The sequence below is a fragment of the Bacillus sp. AY2-1 genome (assembly GCF_008368965.1).
In the GTDB taxonomy this organism is placed as follows: Bacteria; Bacillota; Bacilli; order Bacillales; family Bacillaceae_G; genus Bacillus_A; species Bacillus_A thuringiensis_S.
Map to the genome: position 1 here is coordinate 15,308 of NZ_QPEL01000021.1, position 20,840 is coordinate 36,147.

A 20,840-nucleotide genomic window follows, 5' to 3' on the forward strand; every position below is an offset into this window, starting at 1 on the left:
ATTCTTCTCACATCCTATTCGTTACCCCTCTACATTTGGCATAAAATGTAGAATTTTTACTTTTTTTAGCGAAGGTATTTCTTTTTTATGGAGTTTTTGTATAATATGTACTACATATATACTAAAAATTTCATTTAGAGATGGAGCCGATTTCAATGTTTGAGCAAGCGATTGAAAAAAAACGTGAAAAAATGATTTATTTTGCTGAACGCTATGGAATGACTTCTCAAAAAACAGTGGATTGTAGCCAAGAACTGGACAGGCTCTTAAATGTAATTTGGCATGTACATACGGATTTTCACTCAAATCAAACACTCAACACACACACGCAATAATGTGTGTGTTTCTTTTATTTCAAAAAAACACACATTTTATCGGAAACGCCCATACAATAGTAGAAAAGAAAATTTTAAAAACGAAGGGTGTTTTGTATGCCAGCTATGGTCGGACATATTCGTATCGTCAATATTGGATCAAGTGGTATTTTTCATATTGGAGATGTATTTGCGATTAGGCCTATTAGTTACTCACGTGCTTTCGCCGGGGCCGGCTCTTTTAATGTTGGAGATAATGTTTCTGTCTACAATTATCAAAGTGCAACGACTGTTAATGATTCAGATGTCGTTGATCAAGCGATAATTGGTTCAACTTAAAGGGGGCGATTGTATTGAATTTTTACGTAAACCAAAGCATTATCATTAACAGCATTAAAATTGATAGCATTACAACCTCTTCTGTATTCCAAATTGGCACTGCCGGAAGTATTAAAGCCCTATCCAAATTTTCAAATACGGGCGGATTTACGGAGCCGCTTCGCCCATTACAGGCAAACGGACAAATTATTTCTATCAAACCATCAACTAGTTCTTCTTAAGACATCCTTGTCATAAATATATAGCAGGAATATTTTTACCCTCCCTATTGAAAAGGAGGTTTCACAAATGAATCAAGATATATATACTTACTTACACCAACTTCAACAAGCTCTTCAAACACAACAAGCAGCCATCCTCAATTTAGAAGATCAAGTGCGTCAACTCCAAGAAGAGCTTAACGAATTAAAAAATCGCCCCTCCTCTTCTGTAGGAAAAGTGGAATACAAATTCGATCAATTAAAAGTCGAAAATTTAAATGGCACTTTAAATATTGGCTTAAACCCATTTTCAGCAAAAGGACAACAAATTGAAGATTTTCAAGTGGATACAGAAACATTGAAGGTAAATCCTGAAACCGAAACAAACCCAGACTTTTATCAAGGTATCCTCCAAGAAATGCATCGATACTTAGATGAAGAAGCATATAATCGTATTCTCCATTTTGAACAAGAAGAGAGAACACCGCTTGATGAAATGTATCGACAAATGATGGTGGATGACATAAAAAAACAGATGGAGCATCGACTCCCTTATTATTTATCACAAGTTCAATCATATGAAGGTATTTCAACAGATCCAGATTATTTACGAGATATCATTATCCAGGCAATGAAACAAGATATTGACAAAGCCTTTCTCTCATTTATTCAGCACATACCGGGAAATTTCCGAAAGGAGTAAGTATGTATGAACCTTAACGTTGTAAACCGTGAGTTAAAAGTCGGACAGATTAAAATGAACGGTGTATCGTCGTCCGCACTCTTTTTAATTGGAGATGCAAATCTCCTCATTCTATCTTCTATTCTCGATACACCATTTGAAACAGTTACAGAGGGTCCATTTGTACCATTAGTAACAGATGTCCCTCCTACTCCAGGTTAAGGAGACTGAGAAATTATGTTGCATCATGTGTCCATTGTCCAAAATGTTTCTATTATTTCTTTAGGGATTACTGCCGTATTTCAAGTTGGAGATGCAAACCAAATGGAATTAAAAAGTAGAGCTCTTGCCGTCCACCGTGAAATTCCTTGTTATATAAGGGGAGAAGGTCGCTTTGATGCTTTTGAAATCTTTACAGATGAACACATTACAATTCCAAAACGAACGACAGATGTAAAATTAAATATTGTAAATGAATGCCCTTTTATTGAAGTTAATAATGTTGAATTGCGGACACTTTTAAATTCTGGTTGCTTTCAAATTGGAAATGTTGATTATGGTTTTAATAACTCTCGTATTATGCAAATCCGCCAATATATTACGGATGAACCTTCCGCACAATAATTCATATAGTAAGTAAAAAGCTTAGTAAAGTAGGTGGATGGTATGCCTTCGGTTGTAGGAAATCTCGTCGTTCAAAATAGTAACGGCTCTTTCAACTTAGGAGATTTTTATAACGTATCTCCGAAAGAAAACACGAAAGCTTATAACGGATCTGGGGCTTCCAATGTTGGATTTGTCGTAAATACGTTTAACGGTGTTAGTGCAACAAATACGTTTGATTCTGATGTGGCGGATCAAGATCAGATTGGAACAGCGTAAAAAAAGTAGGAGATATTCTCCTACTTTTTTCTTTTATCTAATTCAAAATTATTAAAATGAAATTTTAATAAGAAAGAGCTTTACTGTCCACAAATAGCAGTATAAACAAGTAAGTAGTAAAGAGGCACTATTTCATTTTATTTAAATGATAACCCTCTCTCCTCCAAAGCCTTTCTAAGCTTCGGCATAGACGCAGGTCCCATACCATGCAGTTTTAAAATCTCTTTTTCACTATACTTGGATAGTTCTTCTATCGTGTGAATTCCATGGTGCTCTAGCGCATTTCGTGCTGGTGATGAAAGAAGTGAAAGAAATCCTGTTTTAGGTTTCTTTTCTTTCTCACAAGTCGGGCAAGTTGGGCAATCGCTACTTTTGTAGTATTCATGTCCTTTTTCACAAGTTCTTAACGTTTTTTCCGTTACCATTTTCAAGCCCCTCTATTCCTCAATATTTACAACATGATTCCCATCAAAGAAGTATAAACATTTCTCTTTCACAGGATGTTGTAAGCTTTTCTCCAGCGCTTTTGCATATAACGAAAGCTGTACTTTATATCGATCTTCTAAAATTGGTTTTGCTTGTTCGAATCCGCCTGGGAATTTCCCTTCAATCGTATCTGTTTTGAAGTCAATTAACGTAATGCCGTCTTCCTCTTCAATCATGCAGTCGATAACCCCTTGGACAAGAATCGTTTCTTCACTCTTCCCTTGCCAATCTTGATATGCTTCTTCTGCTGCAAGCATCATCGTAAATGGCACTTCACGCTCAACACTTTTCGCCGCTAGTACCCTTTTACCTAAATCACTGTCAAAGAATGAAATTACTTTTTCAATCGCTATTTCTTCCGCCTGCTCGAATGTTAATAATTCCTTATTTACCATTCCAGCAATTTGCTCTTGCAGAACTTCAACCGTAATCGGCTTCTTCAAATCAACATGCTGCATAACGGCATGGACTGCTGTTCCACGCTCTGCGTACGTTAATCCTTTTTTCTCCATAAAGCGCGGACGTGTTTTAATTGGCGTACGTAGTTTTTTAATAAAGGCATTATCGCTACCTTCTTCAGATTGATAATTTCTCTTTATTTCTGTAACAGATTGCTTGGCACGATAAGATGTTGCATCCTCATATCCGTACTTCCACATTAATCTGTCGTACACTTCTTCTTTCCGTTCACTTTGCAGGGGAACAGCCTTTTTCTCACGAAGCGCTTCTAACAATTCTTGTTTCTCTTCTTGAACTGGCTCTGGTGCAAGTAGCGTGTTACCGTCCACAACTTCTACTTTCCAGTTCGTGTCATACCCGTAAATTTCATCTGGAATACTTCCTTGTCCTAATTCAAGAAGCATTTCACTATCACGGTGTCTATATAATGAAGGTGCAATCCAGTCTAAATAACAAGACGCTCCGGCACGTATGTGATCCGGTAATAACCATTCACTATGTTCCCTCGCATCAAGCCATTTTTCCATCTCCTTATTTGCATCCTTAACTGTTCCGATTAAAATTAACTTCTCTTTCGCACGCGTCAACGCTACGTATAGTACGCGCATTTCTTCCGCAATTAATTCCATTTTCATTTTACGTTTAATCGCAAGCTGTGATAATGTCGTGTATTTAATTCGTTTACGCGGATCGATAAATTGCGAACCGAAACCGAAATCTTTATGGAGTAAGAAACGTTTCATTAAGTCTTGTGTATTAAAACGACGGCCGAGTCCAGCTACAAATACAACCGGGAACTCTAGCCCTTTACTTTTATGGATCGTCATGATGCGAACAACGTCTTCTTGTTCACCGAGGGCCCTCGCCGTCCCCATATCATCACCGCGTTCTAAAATACGTTCAATAAAACGTAAGAAGCGGAATAATCCTCTAAATGATGTTGCTTCATATTGTCTTGCACGGTCATATAGTACGCGTAAGTTTGCCTGCCTTTGCTTTCCAGCTGGTAAACCGCCAACGAAGTCGTAATAACCTGTCTCGCCGTACACTTTCCAAATTAAATCAGAAAGTGATTGTTGACGTGCAAATTCACGCCATCCTTGCAGTAAGTTATAAAACCACTCTAGTTTTTCATGAAGTTCTTGTTCCTCTTCAAGCGGTGCACCTTTTAAGAATGAGCTCATTACTTCATAAAACGAGCCTTTCTTTCCGTGAGCACGAAGCGTCGCAAGGTCTTCATCGTTTAATCCAACGATTGGGGAACGAAGTACAGCTGCAAGCGGGATATCTTGCATCGGATTATCAATAACGCGGAATACGTTCATCATAATATTTACTTCCGTTGCTTCAAAATAACCAGTCGCAAGGTCAGCATATACCGGAATTCCTTGCAATTTTAACTCTTCCATAATTTGCGGCGCCCACGGCATGGAGCGAAGTAAAATAACGAAGTCGCGGTATTGTACAGGACGCATACTATCCGTTTTACGGTCATACACTTCATAACCGGAATCAACCATCGCTTTAATGCGCTGCGCCATAAGGCGAGCTTCAAGCTGTGCTTTTTCGACTTCTGCACCTTCTTCACCGTCTATTACTTCTTCTTCCGTTTGCTGAATACAGAGTAATTCTGCCGCTACATCTTCACCTTCTGGATAGGTAGCACCTAGTTTTAATTCAGCGTCAGCATCGTAGTCAATCTCTCCAACTTCTTCGCCCATAATTTGTTTGAAAATGAAGTTCGTACCTGCTAGTACTTCATGACGACTACGGAAGTTTTTCGCTAAGTCAATCTTCATTCCGCCGCCCAATCCTTCTTGTGTGAAGCGTTTATACTTTCCTAGGAATAGTCCTGGTTCAGCTAGTCGGAAACGATAAATCGACTGCTTTACGTCACCAACCATGAACAAGTTTCCTTCACTCTCAGAATCTTTCGTTACGAATTTAATAATGGATTCCTGTACAAAGTTCGTATCTTGATATTCATCGACTAATACTTCAGTAAATTTATTACGATATTGGAGCGCCACTGCTGACGGATTCATTTCACCATTTTCACTTTGTTCACTTAAAATTTGTAAACAGAAATGCTCTAAATCTGTGAAATCGACCATTCCTTTATCTCGCTTCATCGCTTGGAAACGCTCTGTAAATACTTTTACAAGTTGAACAAGCTTTTCTAATACTGGGTGCATATCTTGAAAATCTCGTAAGAAACTTTCAGGTTTGCGGCTAAATAACTCTTCTTGTAATTTCTTTACTTCATCTTTCGCTTTATTACGAAGAGAGTCTACTTGTTTTACAACATCTTCATTGTAATCACTTTTCTTAATACGCTTTAACGTTTGCCACGATACGTTTTGCATCGCTTCATACACGCTTGTCCACGACTCACGAGCAGCTGATGATAACGTTCCAAGTAATGCTACATCTGCTTGCAGGGTTTCAACGCGAGGCGCTGGACCGTCAGGAAGCATTGCGAGTTCATTTGCCTTACGAATATGCTGTTCCGCTGTTTCAAGCTGGAATTTCACATCTTCTAATAAATAAGAAGCATATACTAAATCTTCAATTGTCTTTCCTTCTACGTCATATGCTTCTACTAATTTATCAAGCCATTTTTCCGGATTTGGATGCGCTCTTGACTCTGTATGAAGCGCTAAAATCATACGTTGTAAGTCATCATCACTACGGTCACTCGTATAACGATCAACAAGTTCAAAGAAGATTGTATTATCTTCGATTCCGTACTCTTCTTCTAATATGTCATCTAGCACTTCTTCTTTTAACAATTCATTTTCTGTTTGATTCGCAATACGGAAACGAGGATCAACATCCAGCATGTAGTAATATCCTCTAATTACTTGTAAACAGAATGAGTGAATTGTTGAAATGGAAGCTTTATTTAATAGGCTCAGTTGCTTTCTTACATGCTGAGAGCCTGGTTCATCAATTAATACCTTTTCTAACGCTTCCCCAATTCGATTTTTCATCTCTTGCGCTGCTGCATTTGTAAATGTTACAACGAGCAGGCGGTCGACATCGACTGGATTCTCTTCATTAATAATCTTTTTAATAATACGTTCAACTAATACTGCTGTTTTACCTGATCCAGCTGCAGCCGCAACTAAAATATCACGTCCGTTCGCTACAACAGCTTTCCACTGGTCATCTGTCCATTGACTACCTTCTGGTTTTTTAGGCCAATTTTCTATCATTCTCCGCCAACCTCCTCTCTTATTTTCTCCATCGCTTCACTATCTTTCATATCTTTTAACGTACGGAATTGATTATCTTCAAGTGACTCATCAAATTGACAAACAGATTTGAAGTTACAGAACGTGCACGCTGCTTTATTTCCCATTTTATAAGGAGCAATATCGATAACACCTTCTGTAATATCTTTTCCGATATTTTCAAACGTATGGTGTACATATTTTTGCAGTACGTTAAACTCTTGCTCACTTGCAATACTTGAACGCGCACTAAAGCTACCGTCTTTTTTCAGGCCAGCAGAAATAATATCTGAACTCCCTGTTGAAAGTTTGTTATCCATTAAACGAACAACGTCAGCATCTCCTAATACGAGTCCTTTCATTTTAAATTTCTTTAAAATTTCTTTTTCAATTTCGGCTTCAGATGCGTCACCTTTCATTTCAACAATTGGATTATGGATATGAAAATACAATACACCCGCTGGTGATGCTGCTTGGCCTTTTTTCATCCACGTCTGTGCATTCGAAGTAACAACATCTAAATACGTTAACATTTGAAGTGCTAATCCGTAATACACTTCTGTTAAATCTAACGCTTTTGAACTTGATTTATAATCAATAATACGTAAGAACGTCCCGTTCTCATCTTCTGCCTTATCAACACGGTCAATACGGCCGACTACTTCCATCTTCACACCATTTGGTAGTGAGAATTCCATCGGCGGAAGTGATCCTGTACCGCCCATACCGAATGGCACTTCTAAATCAACTGGTACGAATCCGCTCGACTTCGCATGTTCACGAAGAATGATTGACGTACGGAAAATGATTTGTTGTAGTTTTTGTTTTAAATAGAAATGACGGTTTGAACTTAATAAAATTTGTCGTTGTAATAACGGTGCGATTTCTTCTATTACTAAGACAGAAAGATGCTCACACTCTTTTATAGATAAATCCGCCCAAGTGCGGTTTTCACGCAATAACTTATCCGCAATTTTCTTTAATGCCGCATGGAATAATTCACCGATGTCTGGTGCATCAAGCTTGAAAATATCACGCTCTCTAAGTGATAAACCGTGCTGTGCAAAATGAGCGTATGCACAACGATTAAATAGTTCCATACGAGAGACGCTTCCTTTAATTATATCTCCATATAAATCTCTACTTACTGCTGTACTTAGTTTCTTCGCACGATTTCGATAGAATAAACTTGATAAGACGCGGCTACTTTTTTGTTTCCATTCATCTGAAGTTACGTAGAAGTTGTATACGTCCCACCAAAAGTCTAAATTCCCTTCAAATCCGTATCGCTTCCACGTTTGTAGTTGCTGCATAACGTAAGATAACGTTACTTCTGGCGTTGCCACGTATGAAATTTGTTCTGAACGTGATAAATCATTTACGTCATTCGTAATAAATGAATCTTTCACATTAGGGAACATTCTTTTTATTTTCTTAATAAAGCTAGACGCAAGTAACGTCTTTCCTTCTTCATCTGCAAGCGGGCATGAAATGTATAACCTCTCAGACGCTCTCGTTACCATTTGATACATAACGAACTGTTCTTCTAACAAAGTTTGTCTCGTCGTTGGCGCTAATTCAATCCCTGCCGCACCAAGAACTTCTCTTTCCTCATCAGAAAGCATACCTTCATCCATAGGTGCTGCTGGAATGACCCCCTCATTTACACCTATAATAAACGTTGCTTTCACGTCAGATAACCTGGAGTGATCAATATTAGCAATTAACACTTGGTCTAATGACGGCGGAATGTTAGCAAATTGAAGTGCCTCAAGACCTGTCGACATAACGTCCGTAAACATAGAAAGAGACATTTTCTCTTCACCAAGCATCTCTACAAATGTATCAAGAAGACTCATTACTTCTTCCCATACTTGTTCATGATCTGTCGCAAATAAGAAATCTCCACTTTCTTCTGCACGTATACGTAATTCTTCTAGCTTCTTCGGAACATCCAGTTCTTCTAAAAATAAGTAAACTGCTTCACACATTTGCATAACTGTTCCTGCACGCTTTAACCTTTTTTGCATGCGAATAACAGGTGTTCTTACAACGTCACGTAACCTATTTATTTTCTCTTCCATTTCACGTTCACTGTCTGTAATCATCCCGTTCGTATCATCAAGAGAACGATAACGGCGATACATCCATGGATCCTCTGAAGTCCACCTCTTTCCTTGTACACCGTACGCTAAACAGTAATTTTCAAATTCATCCATTTCTTCACGCATCGTTTCTTTTCTTACGTCTAATGGATATAAAAGCTCTGTTTTCACGCAGCGGAACACCGCATCATAACGCCAATTCCCACTAATAATCTCGAGTGCAGAACGAATACATTCTACTAATGGGTGGTGTGACATCGGACGCTTTTCATCGATGAAGTGCGGGATATTGTAATCTGTAAATAACGTGCGCATCACATCGTAATAACTTTCCCCATTACGAAGAAGCACTGCAATATCTCGGTAACGATATTTTTCATTCGCAACAAGTTTACGAATTTCACGAGCAACACCTTCTACCTCCGCTCGTAAATTCGCAGCTGTGCTAATCGTTACACTCGCTTCACCGTTAAATTTTTCATTTGGACGCGCTTCATAATGAGCTTCTAAATGCGCTAATGCTGGAGAATGAAAACGCGGCTGTTCCATAAGTGGAATTGTTTTTTCAATTTCTATTTTCTCTTCACGCGCTACTTGTTTGATTTTTTCATACGTTAACGTCGTTTCATAAAATAAATCGAGTTCATTTACTGGCTGTGCTAACGTTTTTTCATCTATCGTTAACGTGATCGTAACTCTCGCTCCGCAAATCATAAGCTGTCTTACAATCTCTAACTCTTGCGGGGAGAATGAATGAAATCCATCTATATAAATTTCCGCACCATTTACATATTCAGACTGCGGAAGCTTTTCCACTAGCAATTGCAGGTAGTCTTCTGAATCTAAATATTTTCCAATTAAAGCACGTTCAAAATCATCGTATAATAGCTGTAAATCATACACTTTATTCGCTAGTAACTTTTGTTCGGCACTGCTACTATGCGCATCCAATTGTTGCCACATTTCATATACGTTAGATGGCGTTACATTGTAACGTTTAAACTCTGCAATCATACTGCCAAGATGTTCAAAGAAACCGTTTTGCTCCGCTGCTTTTTGGAACACCGATAATCCATCTTTACGAGACTCTACAATTTTACGGAGTAACATATGTACACCCGCTTCATCAATATGAAGACGACTCGCTCCGCCAACTTCTTGTAGTACCTTCCACGCTAATCGTGAAAAACTAAAAACTTGTGCCCGAATAGAACCTCTTACATCCTCACTTCCAATTAACGCCTGCTGCGTCTGGAATGTCATCTGTTCTGGCACAAGATATAATATTGTTTTCCCTCTCGGGCGTTGTTTTAACTCTTCTTGCACTTCGCGTAAACAAAGTGTACTTTTTCCACTTCCCGCTCTACCAATCACAAATCGAAGTGACATGTAACCCCACCTTTCACTTACATAACGAACGTTAGTTTGCTACTATAATTGTATTATAGTACACGAAAAAAGACAAACTGAGTTGTTTGTCTTTTCTATACTTCTATCTATTATATCAACCTTTTGAAAAATTCGTTTGCACCTCTTGAATTGGCCAATATCGCAAATCAACTTTACCGACGACTGTATCAGCTTTTACAAAGCCAAAGTGTCTACTATCCCAGCTCCCGAGCCGGTTATCACCTACTACAAAAATAAACCCGGGTGGCACCAGCTTTTCTTTCGTTAACTCTTCTAATTTAAAGTCGCCTGTTAGTTGCCTTCCATTTATCTCTTTCTTATATTTCTCTAGATACGGCTCATCAATAAATTGTCCATTTATATATAACTTATCATGCTTATATTCAATATGATCTCCAGGTAAACCGATAATTCGCTTTACATAGTCCTCTGTTTTATTCGCATGAAACACCACAACGTCAAATCTGTTCAAGTCCCCAACTTGATAACTCACCTTATTTACAACGAGCATATTACCATCTTGCAATGTCGGCATCATTGACTTCCCCTCTACAACATACGTTGAGAAGAAAAACGTTCGAAAAAATACAGCTAATAATACACCAATTAAAATTGTTCGTATCCACTCTATGCCTTCTTTTTTCAAAGTTTTCTTCATCCGCTTCTCCCCTTATCCTTTAATACTGAAGCTTTCCTTTACAAAGAAGACTATTCTTAATGTAGTTCTAACTTTACTTCAATTTTCTTACCGACATACCATAAAATAAAAATACCAATCGCTACAATGACTGATTTCACCGGATTATGAATAAATGACATTAAATCATGACCGATATACGTTAAAATAAAAATCATCACAAGTTTTCCGAATGCTAACGCTAGCCCAAACTGTTTTACACTAATTCGTGATAAACCAGCGACAACATTTATTAGCGCTGACGGTGTAAACGGAAAACAAAATATAACAAAAATCGGTGCGAATCCTTTCCTTTCAATCCACCCCATTGCTTTTCTTACTCTCTCATGCTTATTTACAAACGAAAAGAAACGACTGCGACCAAAATGGCGGATGATGAAAAAGACAAGTAATGCACCCATTACTGATCCAAGCCATGAATAAAGAAAACCGAGCCAAAAGCCAAATGCAACAGCATTCGCCAGTACAAATACAATAAGCGGTAATGCTGGAATCAACGCCTCTATCATCGGTAAACCAATACCAAGAAGTGGTCCGAACGCTTTATAACTCTCAACAATATGATCCATATTTTCTGGTGAAAAATACTCTTTGATTGTCTGAAAATCCATTCTACACTTTACCCCTTTACTCTAAATACTATCCCTACTGTATCATTGCTTATATGAAAGAGGAAATGGTAGATACGACATATGGAGATGTATTTATTAAAGTTTCCATATCTTTCATAAGAATTCCTTCATTATTTAGCTATGATAATCTATCAATATTCGACAGGAAATGTCGTTCGTTTTGTTATTTAGGTGGTTTTCCGGTATTTTTATCGGTAAATGAAATTACAACTCGGTTTTTCTAACACATCTCTTTATCTATAAAGATTGATAAAATGAAACTTTAATCAACCCTCACCAATCCGGCTTTTACAGGCAGCAGGGCCCCCACCTAACTTCTTTGCTTTCGCTGAATTTTGATGTGTGCGTCTTACTGCCCGGTAAATAGCGGATAAACAAAAAAAGAATGGGGATGATTCCCCCATCCTTTCACACTTCGCCTTCCTTCACAAAATACACTCTCTCATAAGCAGGTCTTAATGTTGATTCCTCTTTTTTATCAATCTCTTTAAAACAAGGGCTCCCTTGTTTTTTCCTACGATCTTCATATTCAGTACGCAATTTCGCTGTACGATTTTGTTGATTTTCAAAACTAGTTTTTGATATTTCTAATTTCACAGCAAAGCCATTTATAAACCTAATAATAAGATTTCCATCTTTTAATTCTTTATTACCTTCAATATAAAAATGAGACAACCAAGCGCACTCTTTTCTAGAGTAAGAATAGGTAGGGAAAAAATAAAGTTGATCTGTAGGACTAATCGCAATCGGTGCTTTATGTGTAATATGAGTTAATTCTTTCGTTCCTTCTTTTCTGCCTAAGAAACTAGAACCATGCTTTCGGCAACTTCTTTCTATAATATCTAGTGGTTTTTGAAATACGAAAAAAGAATCATTCATTTCAACGACTCGCGTAACAATTTTCTTTTCACTTAGAATAACAGGAAGTAAGGCCATCGTATTTTTCGTTACAACATAATTTTCGACATAGCGTTCCACTTTACTTTCCATACTCTATTATCTCCTTTTTTCCATTTATATTAGCAGCTGCATATATAATTTTAGCACCTATGAAAAGAAAACGGATTGCACATTCTACTATTTTACATTAATTTATTATTTATCAAACATTCTTCAAATTTCAAAATAAATATATAAAAATAACAAGATGGCATTGTGCACAAAAAAGCATTTATACTGCTATAAATATTTGAAATCACTTCCTCATTTCACATCATTACAACAATTAACTTTGTTATAATTAAAATGTAAATCCAATATATGGAGGGCCACTATGGAAGAAAAAGAGATCCAACCATCGATTCAAATGAAAAATAGTAGCGTCATTATCGTGAAAAATTCAGCTAGTATTATATTCGGTTTATTTTTTATTCTGCTATTCTTTGCCAAACCGTTTCGTAAATCAAAATGTACAGAATGTAAAAAACGTGAGAAGAAAAACGTAGCGAAAAAAGAGTAAAAGGCCTTCCTTTTTGGAAAGCCTTTTTACATTTGTAGTATCATTTTATTTATTCTTCTTCACCCTTAGAAAAACAACTATATTTTCTTCCAAGGTTCTCTACATCTTTTTTGATTTGTAATATGATCCTTATATAAAACATGAGAAAGAGTATTTGTACTTGTTACCCGCTTTAAATTTTTACTAAAAAATTTAAATTTGTACATCTTTTTCCATCACTAACAATTCGTCAATTAATTAACTTTGTAATATAAGTTTTGTATATAATGTCATTCAAAAACACAATATATATAAGTAGCTGTTTATAATTACATTGCTTTTTATCGAATTCTAAAAAGGAGTTGTATACTATGGATAAAGAAAATCTATTAAGTCAGCAGGTTAATAGCATCCCCTCAGATGCTCTGAATACTCCTAGCAAGGAACAAGAACAACTGTTAGAAACATCATCTCAAAACGTACAAAATTCCAATAACAATACTAACAAAAAAGATGAGACTCAAGGTCTATCTGGAAAATATTCCCCTATTTCAATAAAGAATACAAACTTATAGTTATTTACTATCATACGCAGCAAATGCTCTTGCTGAACTAATTCTTATACAGAAACTAATACGCATTCCCGATAATTTTTTACCAGTTGTAACATAGAAAAAGAGATTTAGATATAAAAACAGGCTCTGAAAAAAATTTCTGCACAACCTAAAAAAAAAGGATGGCATTAGCCATCCTTTTTTCCATCATCAACTATAAAATTATAGTTTGATTACGTTTTTAGCTTGAGGTCCACGGTTACCGTCTTCGATTTCGAAGCTAACTTTTTGACCTTCTTCTAAAGATTTGAAACCGTCAGTTTCGATTGCTGAGAAGTGTACGAATACGTCGTTTTCGCCTGGAACTTCGATGAAACCGAAACCTTTTTCGTTGTTAAACCATTTTACTTGTCCTGTTACTGCCATAATTATTTCCTCCTAAGAAAATACAAATTTTAAATTTTTTAGTCTTCCTGTCTAAAAAAAGAATCCACACATTATCAAATACGAAACATAAACTAGTTCTCACATACTTTTTCTCGTTCGTTTTCAGCACTTGATAACATATGGATTGCTTAATTTAACTATTCAACTGACATCATCATAGCACATTAAAATAAAATGTACAATCTTTTTCTAAAATGGAATTTCTAATTTTTAGTATTTCTTATAAAATATAATTATCTCTATTCCAAATAAGGAGGAATTTATGAACAACAAAATTCCTAGAAAAACATTAAAAAGAATCGAAGAGGATATTGAAAATAATAATCTTGGAAAAGCAAGAGACAGATTGCACGGCCTCATCTTTACATACCCAAATGAATTACATCTTCGAAAACAACTCGGAGATATTTATTATAAATTACAATATCCAGAAATGGCTGGACGTTACTGGTATCTAGAGGAGCATAAAACAGATATTATGCATGAATCATGTTTATTATTTGAGAAATCAATGGGAAATAACCCTCATCATATTGCACGCGCTTTAAAGTTTAAAGGCGATTCTAACCATATAAAAGCTTTGTATAAAGATCAACCTTTATCTTCAGTGCAGAAGAAAGTAGCAGAGGAGTTAATTTATGAGTATAAAGAAACATGGCAAGATAAGCTAGTTCCTTTTGGCTGTCTAGCATTCCTTGCTTGCCTTCTCTTTTCTGCCATTGTTGGTCTATTCACTATTTGGAATTGGATTTTTTAATTATAGGGGGAATTTTTACATGTCAAACTACGATAACGAAGAAAAGCTAACAGGCGGAAACGTTTCGAACGTATATCGTTCTGAAAATACTGTTCGTCGAGAGTTAAAGCCAGATAGCGCAAAAATCCATAAGCTATTACAACACTTAGAAAACAAAGGATTTCATTATACTCCAAAGTTTTTAGGTGTAGATGAAGAAGATAGAGAGGTTTTATCCTTTATTGAAGGAGAAGCTGGGAATTATCCTTTAAAAGAATATATGCGATCTAATGATGTATTAAAAGGAATCGCAAAGATGCTCCGCCTTTACCATGATGCTGTAAGTGATTTTCCGTTATTAGATGATTGGAAACCGATGGATCACACGCCAAATAACATTGAGGTTTTATGCCACAATGATTTTGCCATATATAACATTATTTTTAATAATAAGAAGCCAGTAGGGATTATTGATTTCGATGTTGCTGCTCCTGGTCCAAGACTATGGGATATCGCTTATACACTTTATACTTGTGTGCCTTTAAGTAGAGTGTATTATACAGAATCTGGTGAAGCCATTCATTATGAATCATCGCAACATGCAGATCGTATTAAAGAGAGAGTGAAATTATTCGTTCAGTCCTATGGTAAAAATATGGATGAAGATTACTTAGGAATGGTGTTGCTACGATTAGAAGGGTTATGTACATATATGAAACGAAAAGCGCAAGAAGGCGACTTGAATTTCCAAAGAATGATTGATGAAGGACATCTAGAGCATTATGAGAAAGATATGAAGTTTATTCGTAATCATAGGGCTGAGTGGCGTTGATTTAGTAATAAAGAAAAGTTAGTATCGTTTTTTGCCGATAAATTGATATCTCTTTTCGAATCGTTCACAAAATAACAAGGGGCCCCCTTCAAACAGGTGCCCCTTCCTTTTATTTCGTAAACTGTGCTTCTTCTGTAGATCCTTTTAACGCTGTCGTTGATGAAGTTCCGCCTGTAATCACTTGTGCAACTTCATCAAAGTAACCTGTTCCTACTTCGCGTTGATGACGTGTTGCAGAGTAGCCGTGTTTTTCTGCTGCAAATTCAGCTTGTTGTAGTTCAGAGTATGCTGCCATGCCGCGCTCTTTATAGCCACGTGCTAGTTCAAACATACCGTAATTTAATGAATGGAATCCAGCAAGTGTTACGAATTGGAACTTATAACCGTAAGATGCGATTTCCTTTTGGAAGCTCGCAATTGTTTTTTCATCTAGTTTTTGTTTCCAGTTGAATGAAGGTGAACAGTTATATGCAAGTAACTTTCCTGGATGCTCCTTATGAATTGCGTCCGCAAATCGTTTTGCATCTTCTAAATTTGGTTCCGACGTTTCACACCAAACGAGGTCTGCATACGGTGCATACGCTAAACCGCGCGCAATCGCTTGATCAAGACCTGCATTCGTACGGTAAAATCCTTCTGGTGTTCTTTCTCCTGTAATAAATGCTTTATCAACAGGATCGATATCGCTCGTAATTAAATCAGCTGCATCTGCATCTGTTCTTGCAACGATAATTGTTGGCACTCCCATTACATCTGCTGCAAGACGTGCAGAAATTAAATTACGTACCGCTGTTTGCGTTGGTAGTAGTACTTTTCCACCTAAATGGCCACATTTTTTCTCTGAAGATAATTGATCTTCAAAATGCACACCTGATGCACCTGCTTCAATCATACCTTTCATCAGTTCGAATACGTTTAATTGTCCACCAAATCCAGCTTCTGCATCTGCTACAATCGGTACGAAATAGTCTGTATCATCGCTTCCTTCCATATGTTGAATTTGATCCGCACGTTGAAGTGTTTGATTAATTCGTTTCACTACAGCAGGTACGCTGTTCGCTGGATATAAACTTTGGTCTGGATACATATGTCCAGAAAGGTTTGCATCAGCTGCCACTTGCCAACCACTTAAGTAAATCGCTTTTAACCCAGCTTTTACTTGTTGCATCGCTTGATTTCCTGTTAATGCGCCAAGTGCGTTAATATAGTCTTCTGTATGAAGCGATGTCCAAAGCTTCTCAGCACCGCGGCGCGCTAATGTATGTTCAATATCAATTGATCCGCGCAGGCGAATTACATCTTCTGCCGAATATGGACGTGTGATCCCTTTCCAACGCTCATCTAATTCCCAGCTTTCTTGTAATTTCTCGATTCTTTCGTTTTTCATTTATTCCATCCCCTTTTCATTTTTTATAAAATTTCATAACCTGGTAATGTTAAAAATGGTACGAATTCATCATTTCGAACGAGATTTGTAAACAACATTGTCGCCTCTTGGAATCTCCCTTTCTTAAAGGCTTCCTTACCAATCTCTCTTTCTATTTTTGCTAATTCTTCTTCTTTTAGCTCTTCCATTAATTCAAGCGTAATATTACGACCATCATTTAGTTTTCCACCTTCATGACGAATCCATTGCCATACTTGTGCTCTTGAAATTTCAGCAGTTGCCGCATCTTCCATTAAGTTATAAATGGGTGCTGCTCCCCGTCCGCTTAACCAAGATGCAATATATTGAATACCTACGCTAATATTCATGCGAAGGCCCTCTTCTGTAATCGTTCCCACCGGTACCTCTAGTAAATCGTTTTCTGTTACACATATTTCTTCACGTTTTCTGAAAATTTGATTTGGTGTTTTCATAATGTGATTAAATACTTCCATTGCAACCGGTACAAGTCCAGGGTGAGCAACCCAAGTCCCGTCATGACCGTCTAAAGCTTCGCGCTCCTTATCAGCACGCACTTTTTCAAAAGCTGCTTCATTCGCTTCTGGATTATTTTTAATCGGAATTTGTGCCGCCATTCCTCCAATTGCTGGTGCATTACGGCGGTGACACGTTTGAATTACTTTCAAAGAATACGAACGCATAAATGGCGCTGTCATCGTGACTTGTGCTCTATCTGGTAGTAAGAATTTATTATGATTACGGAAACTCTTTAAAAAGCTAAAAATATAATCCCATCTTCCACAGTTTAAGCCAGCAGAATGATCTTTTAGCTCATACAAAATTTCATCCATTTCAAACGAAGCGTGAATCGTTTCCAGTAACACAGTTGCTTTAATCGTTCCATTTGGAATGCCGATATATTTTTGAGCAAATACGAATACATCATTCCATAATCTCGCTTCTAAATAACTTTCCATTTTCGGTAAGTAAAAGTATGGGCCGCTCCCTTTTGCTAAAAGAGCTTTCGCATTATGGAAAAAGTACAAGCCGAAATCTACTAAGCTACCTGACATATTTTCCCCATCAACTTGCATATGCTTTTCCTCTAAATGCCATCCTCTTGGACGTACAATGAGTACAGCTGTTTTCTCATTTAATCTATATTCTTTCCCTTTATCATTTTCATGTGAAATCGTTCCCTTTACTGCATCTCGTAAGTTGATTTGACCTTCCACTGCATTTTCCCAAGTTGGTGAATTCGAATCTTCAAAATCCGCCATAAAAAGATGCGCTCCTGAATTTAAAGCGTTAATGACCATCTTTCTATCTACCGGTCCAGTAATCTCTACGCGGCGATCCTCTAAGTCTTTTGGCAGCTTGGCAATTGTCCAATCCGCTTCACGTATGTGTTTTGTTTCTTCTAGAAACTTCGGAAACTCCCCTGCATCAATTCTCTTTTGTTTTTCTACACGTTTTTGTAAAAGTTCTATGCGGCGCTCATTAAAATTCTCATGTAGTTCCTTCAAAAAACTAAGCACCTCAGGTGTCAATATTTCGTTGTACGCTGGTAACATTTCTCCAACGAGTGTAACCCGTGAAGTTTGCGTCGACATATTAGCATCCCCTTCTTAAACTGTTTTATAACAGATTTGATTTTATGTTTTATATTATATAACAAATCTTCGGAAAAGGAAGTTTTTTTTGAAAATTCATTTCACTTTTTTTCAAAACGCCATGCTTTCGCGCTTTATTCCATACAAAAAAGGCCGCTGTTATACAACAACGACCTTTTTTGTATTATTTTTAAATTTTACTTTGACTAGTTAAACTTTATTACTGCCCTTGTTCCATATCATGCAATATTGCTCTATGTAAAAACTGTGCGTATTGTTCTCTCGTTACCTTCATAGACGGACCGAATTTACCTTCTCCGATTCCCATTGTAATACCATTTGTTTGTATTGCACTAATTGCATTCGTTGCCCATGAATTTGCTGAAACATCATTAAAGTTATGAGATCCCTTTGCCTGTAAGTCAAAAGCATTCGTAAGAACTTGTGCCATTTCCGCACGCGTCAACGTCGCCTTCGGTCTAAAGTTTCCATTCTCGTCTCCCTGGAAAATTCCGATTTCCGTTAAAGCCAATATTTCCTCGATAAAGCTTGTTGAATTTTCATCGATATCTCCATATGGGTTTTCATATTCATCTTGTTCTTCCATATCAAACACACGGTAAATTAAAGCTGCAACTTGCTCACGTGTTACATTATCCCCAAAACCGAATATTCCATCGCCATATCCCAAAATAATTTCTTGTTCCGCTAAATCATGAATCGCCTCATATGCCCAATGCCCTTTTGGTACATCTTTAAATACAATTGTATTTGTTTTTTGCAACGGTGCACTTTCCGCTTTTACATTGTTACTCTCTGCTGAGAATAACACCCCACCCATAATTGTTAATGCTGTAGCTGTTTTTAATAATTTTTTGCTCATTACATTTCCTCCCCAATATGTATATGTTTTTTCAAATATACATAACAAATAGTATATTTTCCGACACATTTCGTGACGGTTTTGTGAATCATATTACACATCATGTCTTTTTTATGGGGTTGATTATAAAGCTTATGTATAACATTAAAAATACATAAAAACGAATAATAATTCTTTTTTAAACAAACAAAAAAGCACAAATATTTCTATTTGTGCTTTCATATTTCACTCTATCTCCAATCCTCTTTCAAATGATAATTAATAATCGCATTATTAATAAATTGAGCATATTGTTCTCTAGGTACAGGGCGATTTAATTCATACATGCCATTCCCAGTTCCTCTTACAACATTATTAGATTGTAGCGCACTAATTGCATCTTCTGCCCAGTGGCCTTTTGGAATATCTTTAAATGTATGTTTTTGCTTCGTTTCAAAAGTAAATGCTCGTTTTAAAATGACAGCCATTTCCGCTCTAGAGACTGGTGCTTTCGGCCTAAAGTTCCCTTGCCCATCCCCTGTAAAAACACCACGTTTTGTTAACGCCAAAATTTCCTTTTTAAAAGTTGTTGTACTATCAGAAATATCTTTATACGGATTCGCTACTGATCCTTCTTCTTTCATTTCAAGTGTTCTGTAAATAATACCAGCTACTTGTTCACGTGTTGTAAGATCACCAACACCATACTTCCCGTTTCCATACCCTAATATAATTTTATGATATGCTAAATCCATAATAGCGTCATATGCCCAAAACCCGTATGGAACATCTTCAAACACAATCATTTGTGGATACTCTTCCGCTTTTACAGGCGTCACATTCGTCCCTGCAAATATCCCTCCTGCCATTGTCGCAATCATCATTACACCCAATATTTTTTTCTTCATCGTCCTCTCTCCCTATTTCATTCAAATAAAATGAACTTCATTATTTCAGGAGTACTATTTTTTGGTGAATGTAAGATAAAATGCAAATCTTCTAGAAGAAATATTTCCACTACCTTTCTGCTTTATGCCTCCTTCTTTCTTTTTCAAAAAGGAAGTTGTCACATCTAAGGTGTCATATACTAAAACATTCTACAATCTCTTTATAAACTCCTTTTCACTTTACAACTTCCCTTTATTGGCGCGTAAAGGAGATGCCTAATGAAGGTTACTATATTCATGATTTATATTTCAGAGGTAGCATTCCTCTCCACTGATAACTCGCCTTCTCTTCCCTTGCGAAAAGTTAGCGCCATCCCTACAAATATAAGGATAATCCCAACTACTTGCATACTAGTTGGTCTAAATCCGGTAAAAACAGTATCTAATAATATTGCAACCGCAGGATCTAAAAACACTAATACAGAAATAATTCTCGTCGATAAATGTCTTAAACTGTCAAAAAATAAGTAATATACAAATCTAGTATGTACAGATCATCACCTTGAAAATGCTCGAAATCTAAGAATAGTAGTAATAAAAAAAAGCATCCTTTTTTCTTAAATAAAATGTACCCTATAGAAT

The 20,840-nt window shown here is 36.7% G+C and carries 22 protein-coding genes and 1 pseudogene; 11 read left to right on the forward strand and 12 right to left on the reverse strand.

Going from position 1 to position 20,840, the window contains the following annotated elements; all coding sequences use genetic code 11:
* Positions 1–155: 155 nt before the first annotated feature.
* The 7 genes from DN403_RS06260 (at position 156) to gerPF (ending at position 2,417) form a co-directional block, all read left to right on the forward strand.
* Positions 156–335 carry an aspartyl-phosphate phosphatase Spo0E family protein gene (locus DN403_RS06260; protein ID WP_000462848.1) on the forward strand — a complete coding sequence of 60 codons (180 nt, stop codon included), beginning with the start codon at positions 156–158 and terminating at the stop codon, positions 333–335.
* A gap of 96 nt (positions 336–431) precedes the next feature.
* Complete coding sequence (gerPA, locus tag DN403_RS06265; protein ID WP_001111188.1) at positions 432–653, forward strand: spore germination protein GerPA; 222 nt, start codon at positions 432–434, stop codon at positions 651–653.
* Between the two features lie 14 nt (positions 654–667).
* Positions 668–874 carry a spore germination protein GerPB gene (gerPB, locus tag DN403_RS06270; RefSeq protein ID WP_001012509.1) on the forward strand — a complete coding sequence of 69 codons (207 nt, stop codon included), beginning with the start codon at positions 668–670 and terminating at the stop codon, positions 872–874.
* A gap of 67 nt (positions 875–941) precedes the next feature.
* Complete coding sequence (gerPC, locus tag DN403_RS06275; protein WP_001070761.1) at positions 942–1,556, forward strand: spore germination protein GerPC; 615 nt, start codon at positions 942–944, stop codon at positions 1,554–1,556.
* Positions 1,557–1,562: 6 nt separating this feature from the next.
* Positions 1,563–1,757, forward strand: a complete 195-nt coding sequence (gerPD, locus tag DN403_RS06280) for a spore germination protein GerPD (RefSeq protein WP_001052807.1) — start codon at positions 1,563–1,565, stop codon at positions 1,755–1,757.
* 15 nt (positions 1,758–1,772) lie between these two features.
* Positions 1,773–2,159, forward strand: coding sequence for a spore germination protein GerPE (locus tag DN403_RS06285; RefSeq protein WP_000902327.1), 387 nt, complete (start codon positions 1,773–1,775; stop codon positions 2,157–2,159).
* A 42-nt stretch (positions 2,160–2,201) separates the two neighbouring features.
* Entirely contained in the window at positions 2,202–2,417 is a 216-nt protein-coding gene (gene gerPF / locus DN403_RS06290; protein ID WP_001141566.1) for a spore germination protein GerPF, read from the forward strand.
* A gap of 137 nt (positions 2,418–2,554) precedes the next feature.
* Here gerPF and DN403_RS06295 read toward each other — a convergent pair whose 3' ends face one another.
* The 6 genes from DN403_RS06295 to DN403_RS06320 form a co-directional block, all read right to left on the reverse strand.
* Complete coding sequence (locus tag DN403_RS06295) at positions 2,555–2,842, reverse strand: RNA polymerase alpha subunit C-terminal domain-containing protein (RefSeq protein ID WP_000255717.1); 288 nt, start codon at positions 2,840–2,842, stop codon at positions 2,555–2,557.
* Between the two features lie 12 nt (positions 2,843–2,854).
* Positions 2,855–6,580 carry a helicase-exonuclease AddAB subunit AddA gene (addA, locus tag DN403_RS06300; protein WP_149185352.1) on the reverse strand — a complete coding sequence of 1,242 codons (3,726 nt, stop codon included), beginning with the start codon at positions 6,578–6,580 and terminating at the stop codon, positions 2,855–2,857.
* Positions 6,577–10,092 carry a helicase-exonuclease AddAB subunit AddB gene (addB, locus tag DN403_RS06305; protein WP_063675092.1) on the reverse strand — a complete coding sequence of 1,172 codons (3,516 nt, stop codon included), beginning with the start codon at positions 10,090–10,092 and terminating at the stop codon, positions 6,577–6,579. The genes addA and addB overlap by 4 nt, the downstream gene beginning before the upstream one ends.
* Positions 10,093–10,207: 115 nt before the next feature.
* On the reverse strand, positions 10,208–10,771 hold the full coding sequence (gene lepB, locus DN403_RS06310; RefSeq protein WP_149185353.1) for a signal peptidase I: 564 nt from the start codon (positions 10,769–10,771) through the stop codon (positions 10,208–10,210).
* 56 nt (positions 10,772–10,827) lie between these two features.
* Positions 10,828–11,421 carry a TVP38/TMEM64 family protein gene (locus tag DN403_RS06315; RefSeq protein WP_000347517.1) on the reverse strand — a complete coding sequence of 198 codons (594 nt, stop codon included), beginning with the start codon at positions 11,419–11,421 and terminating at the stop codon, positions 10,828–10,830.
* Positions 11,422–11,850: 429 nt separating this feature from the next.
* A complete protein-coding gene (locus DN403_RS06320) occupies positions 11,851–12,432 on the reverse strand; it encodes a competence protein ComK (RefSeq protein WP_000444446.1) in 582 nt (193 codons plus the stop codon).
* Positions 12,433–12,715: 283 nt separating this feature from the next.
* On the opposite strand from DN403_RS06320, the gene DN403_RS06325 reads away from it, so the two are divergent.
* A complete protein-coding gene (locus tag DN403_RS06325) occupies positions 12,716–12,901 on the forward strand; it encodes a hypothetical protein (protein ID WP_000391375.1) in 186 nt (61 codons plus the stop codon).
* Positions 12,902–13,251: 350 nt separating this feature from the next.
* Positions 13,252–13,455, forward strand: a complete 204-nt coding sequence (locus tag DN403_RS06330; protein WP_149185354.1) for a hypothetical protein — start codon at positions 13,252–13,254, stop codon at positions 13,453–13,455.
* Between the two features lie 201 nt (positions 13,456–13,656).
* Here DN403_RS06330 and cspA read toward each other — a convergent pair whose 3' ends face one another.
* Positions 13,657–13,860 (reverse strand): RNA chaperone/antiterminator CspA, encoded by a 204-nt coding sequence (cspA, locus tag DN403_RS06335; protein ID WP_000301518.1) that lies wholly within the window; start codon positions 13,858–13,860, stop codon positions 13,657–13,659.
* A 283-nt stretch (positions 13,861–14,143) separates the two neighbouring features.
* Here cspA and DN403_RS06340 point away from each other — a divergent pair, with 283 nt between their 5' ends.
* Positions 14,144–14,638 carry a DUF6584 family protein gene (locus tag DN403_RS06340; RefSeq protein ID WP_001060337.1) on the forward strand — a complete coding sequence of 165 codons (495 nt, stop codon included), beginning with the start codon at positions 14,144–14,146 and terminating at the stop codon, positions 14,636–14,638.
* A gap of 19 nt (positions 14,639–14,657) precedes the next feature.
* Positions 14,658–15,449 carry a phosphotransferase gene (locus tag DN403_RS06345; protein ID WP_149185355.1) on the forward strand — a complete coding sequence of 264 codons (792 nt, stop codon included), beginning with the start codon at positions 14,658–14,660 and terminating at the stop codon, positions 15,447–15,449.
* 109 nt (positions 15,450–15,558) lie between these two features.
* Here the strand turns inward: DN403_RS06345 and aceA are convergent, their stop codons facing one another.
* The 5 genes and pseudogenes from aceA to DN403_RS06370 form a co-directional block, all read right to left on the reverse strand.
* Complete coding sequence (gene aceA, locus DN403_RS06350; RefSeq protein WP_000787346.1) at positions 15,559–16,836, reverse strand: isocitrate lyase; 1,278 nt, start codon at positions 16,834–16,836, stop codon at positions 15,559–15,561.
* A 23-nt stretch (positions 16,837–16,859) separates the two neighbouring features.
* On the reverse strand, positions 16,860–18,449 hold the full coding sequence (aceB, locus tag DN403_RS06355) for a malate synthase A (RefSeq protein WP_000107342.1): 1,590 nt from the start codon (positions 18,447–18,449) through the stop codon (positions 16,860–16,862).
* A 220-nt stretch (positions 18,450–18,669) separates the two neighbouring features.
* The gene (locus tag DN403_RS06360) at positions 18,670–19,332 is read right to left on the reverse strand and encodes an S-layer homology domain-containing protein (RefSeq protein ID WP_016097893.1); all 663 of its coding nucleotides are present in this window, start codon (positions 19,330–19,332) and stop codon (positions 18,670–18,672) included.
* A 230-nt stretch (positions 19,333–19,562) separates the two neighbouring features.
* Positions 19,563–20,219, reverse strand: a complete 657-nt coding sequence (locus DN403_RS06365; RefSeq protein ID WP_000727105.1) for an S-layer homology domain-containing protein — start codon at positions 20,217–20,219, stop codon at positions 19,563–19,565.
* Between the two features lie 281 nt (positions 20,220–20,500).
* Positions 20,501–20,840: pseudogene (locus DN403_RS06370) on the reverse strand (EamA family transporter); the annotation flags it as partial.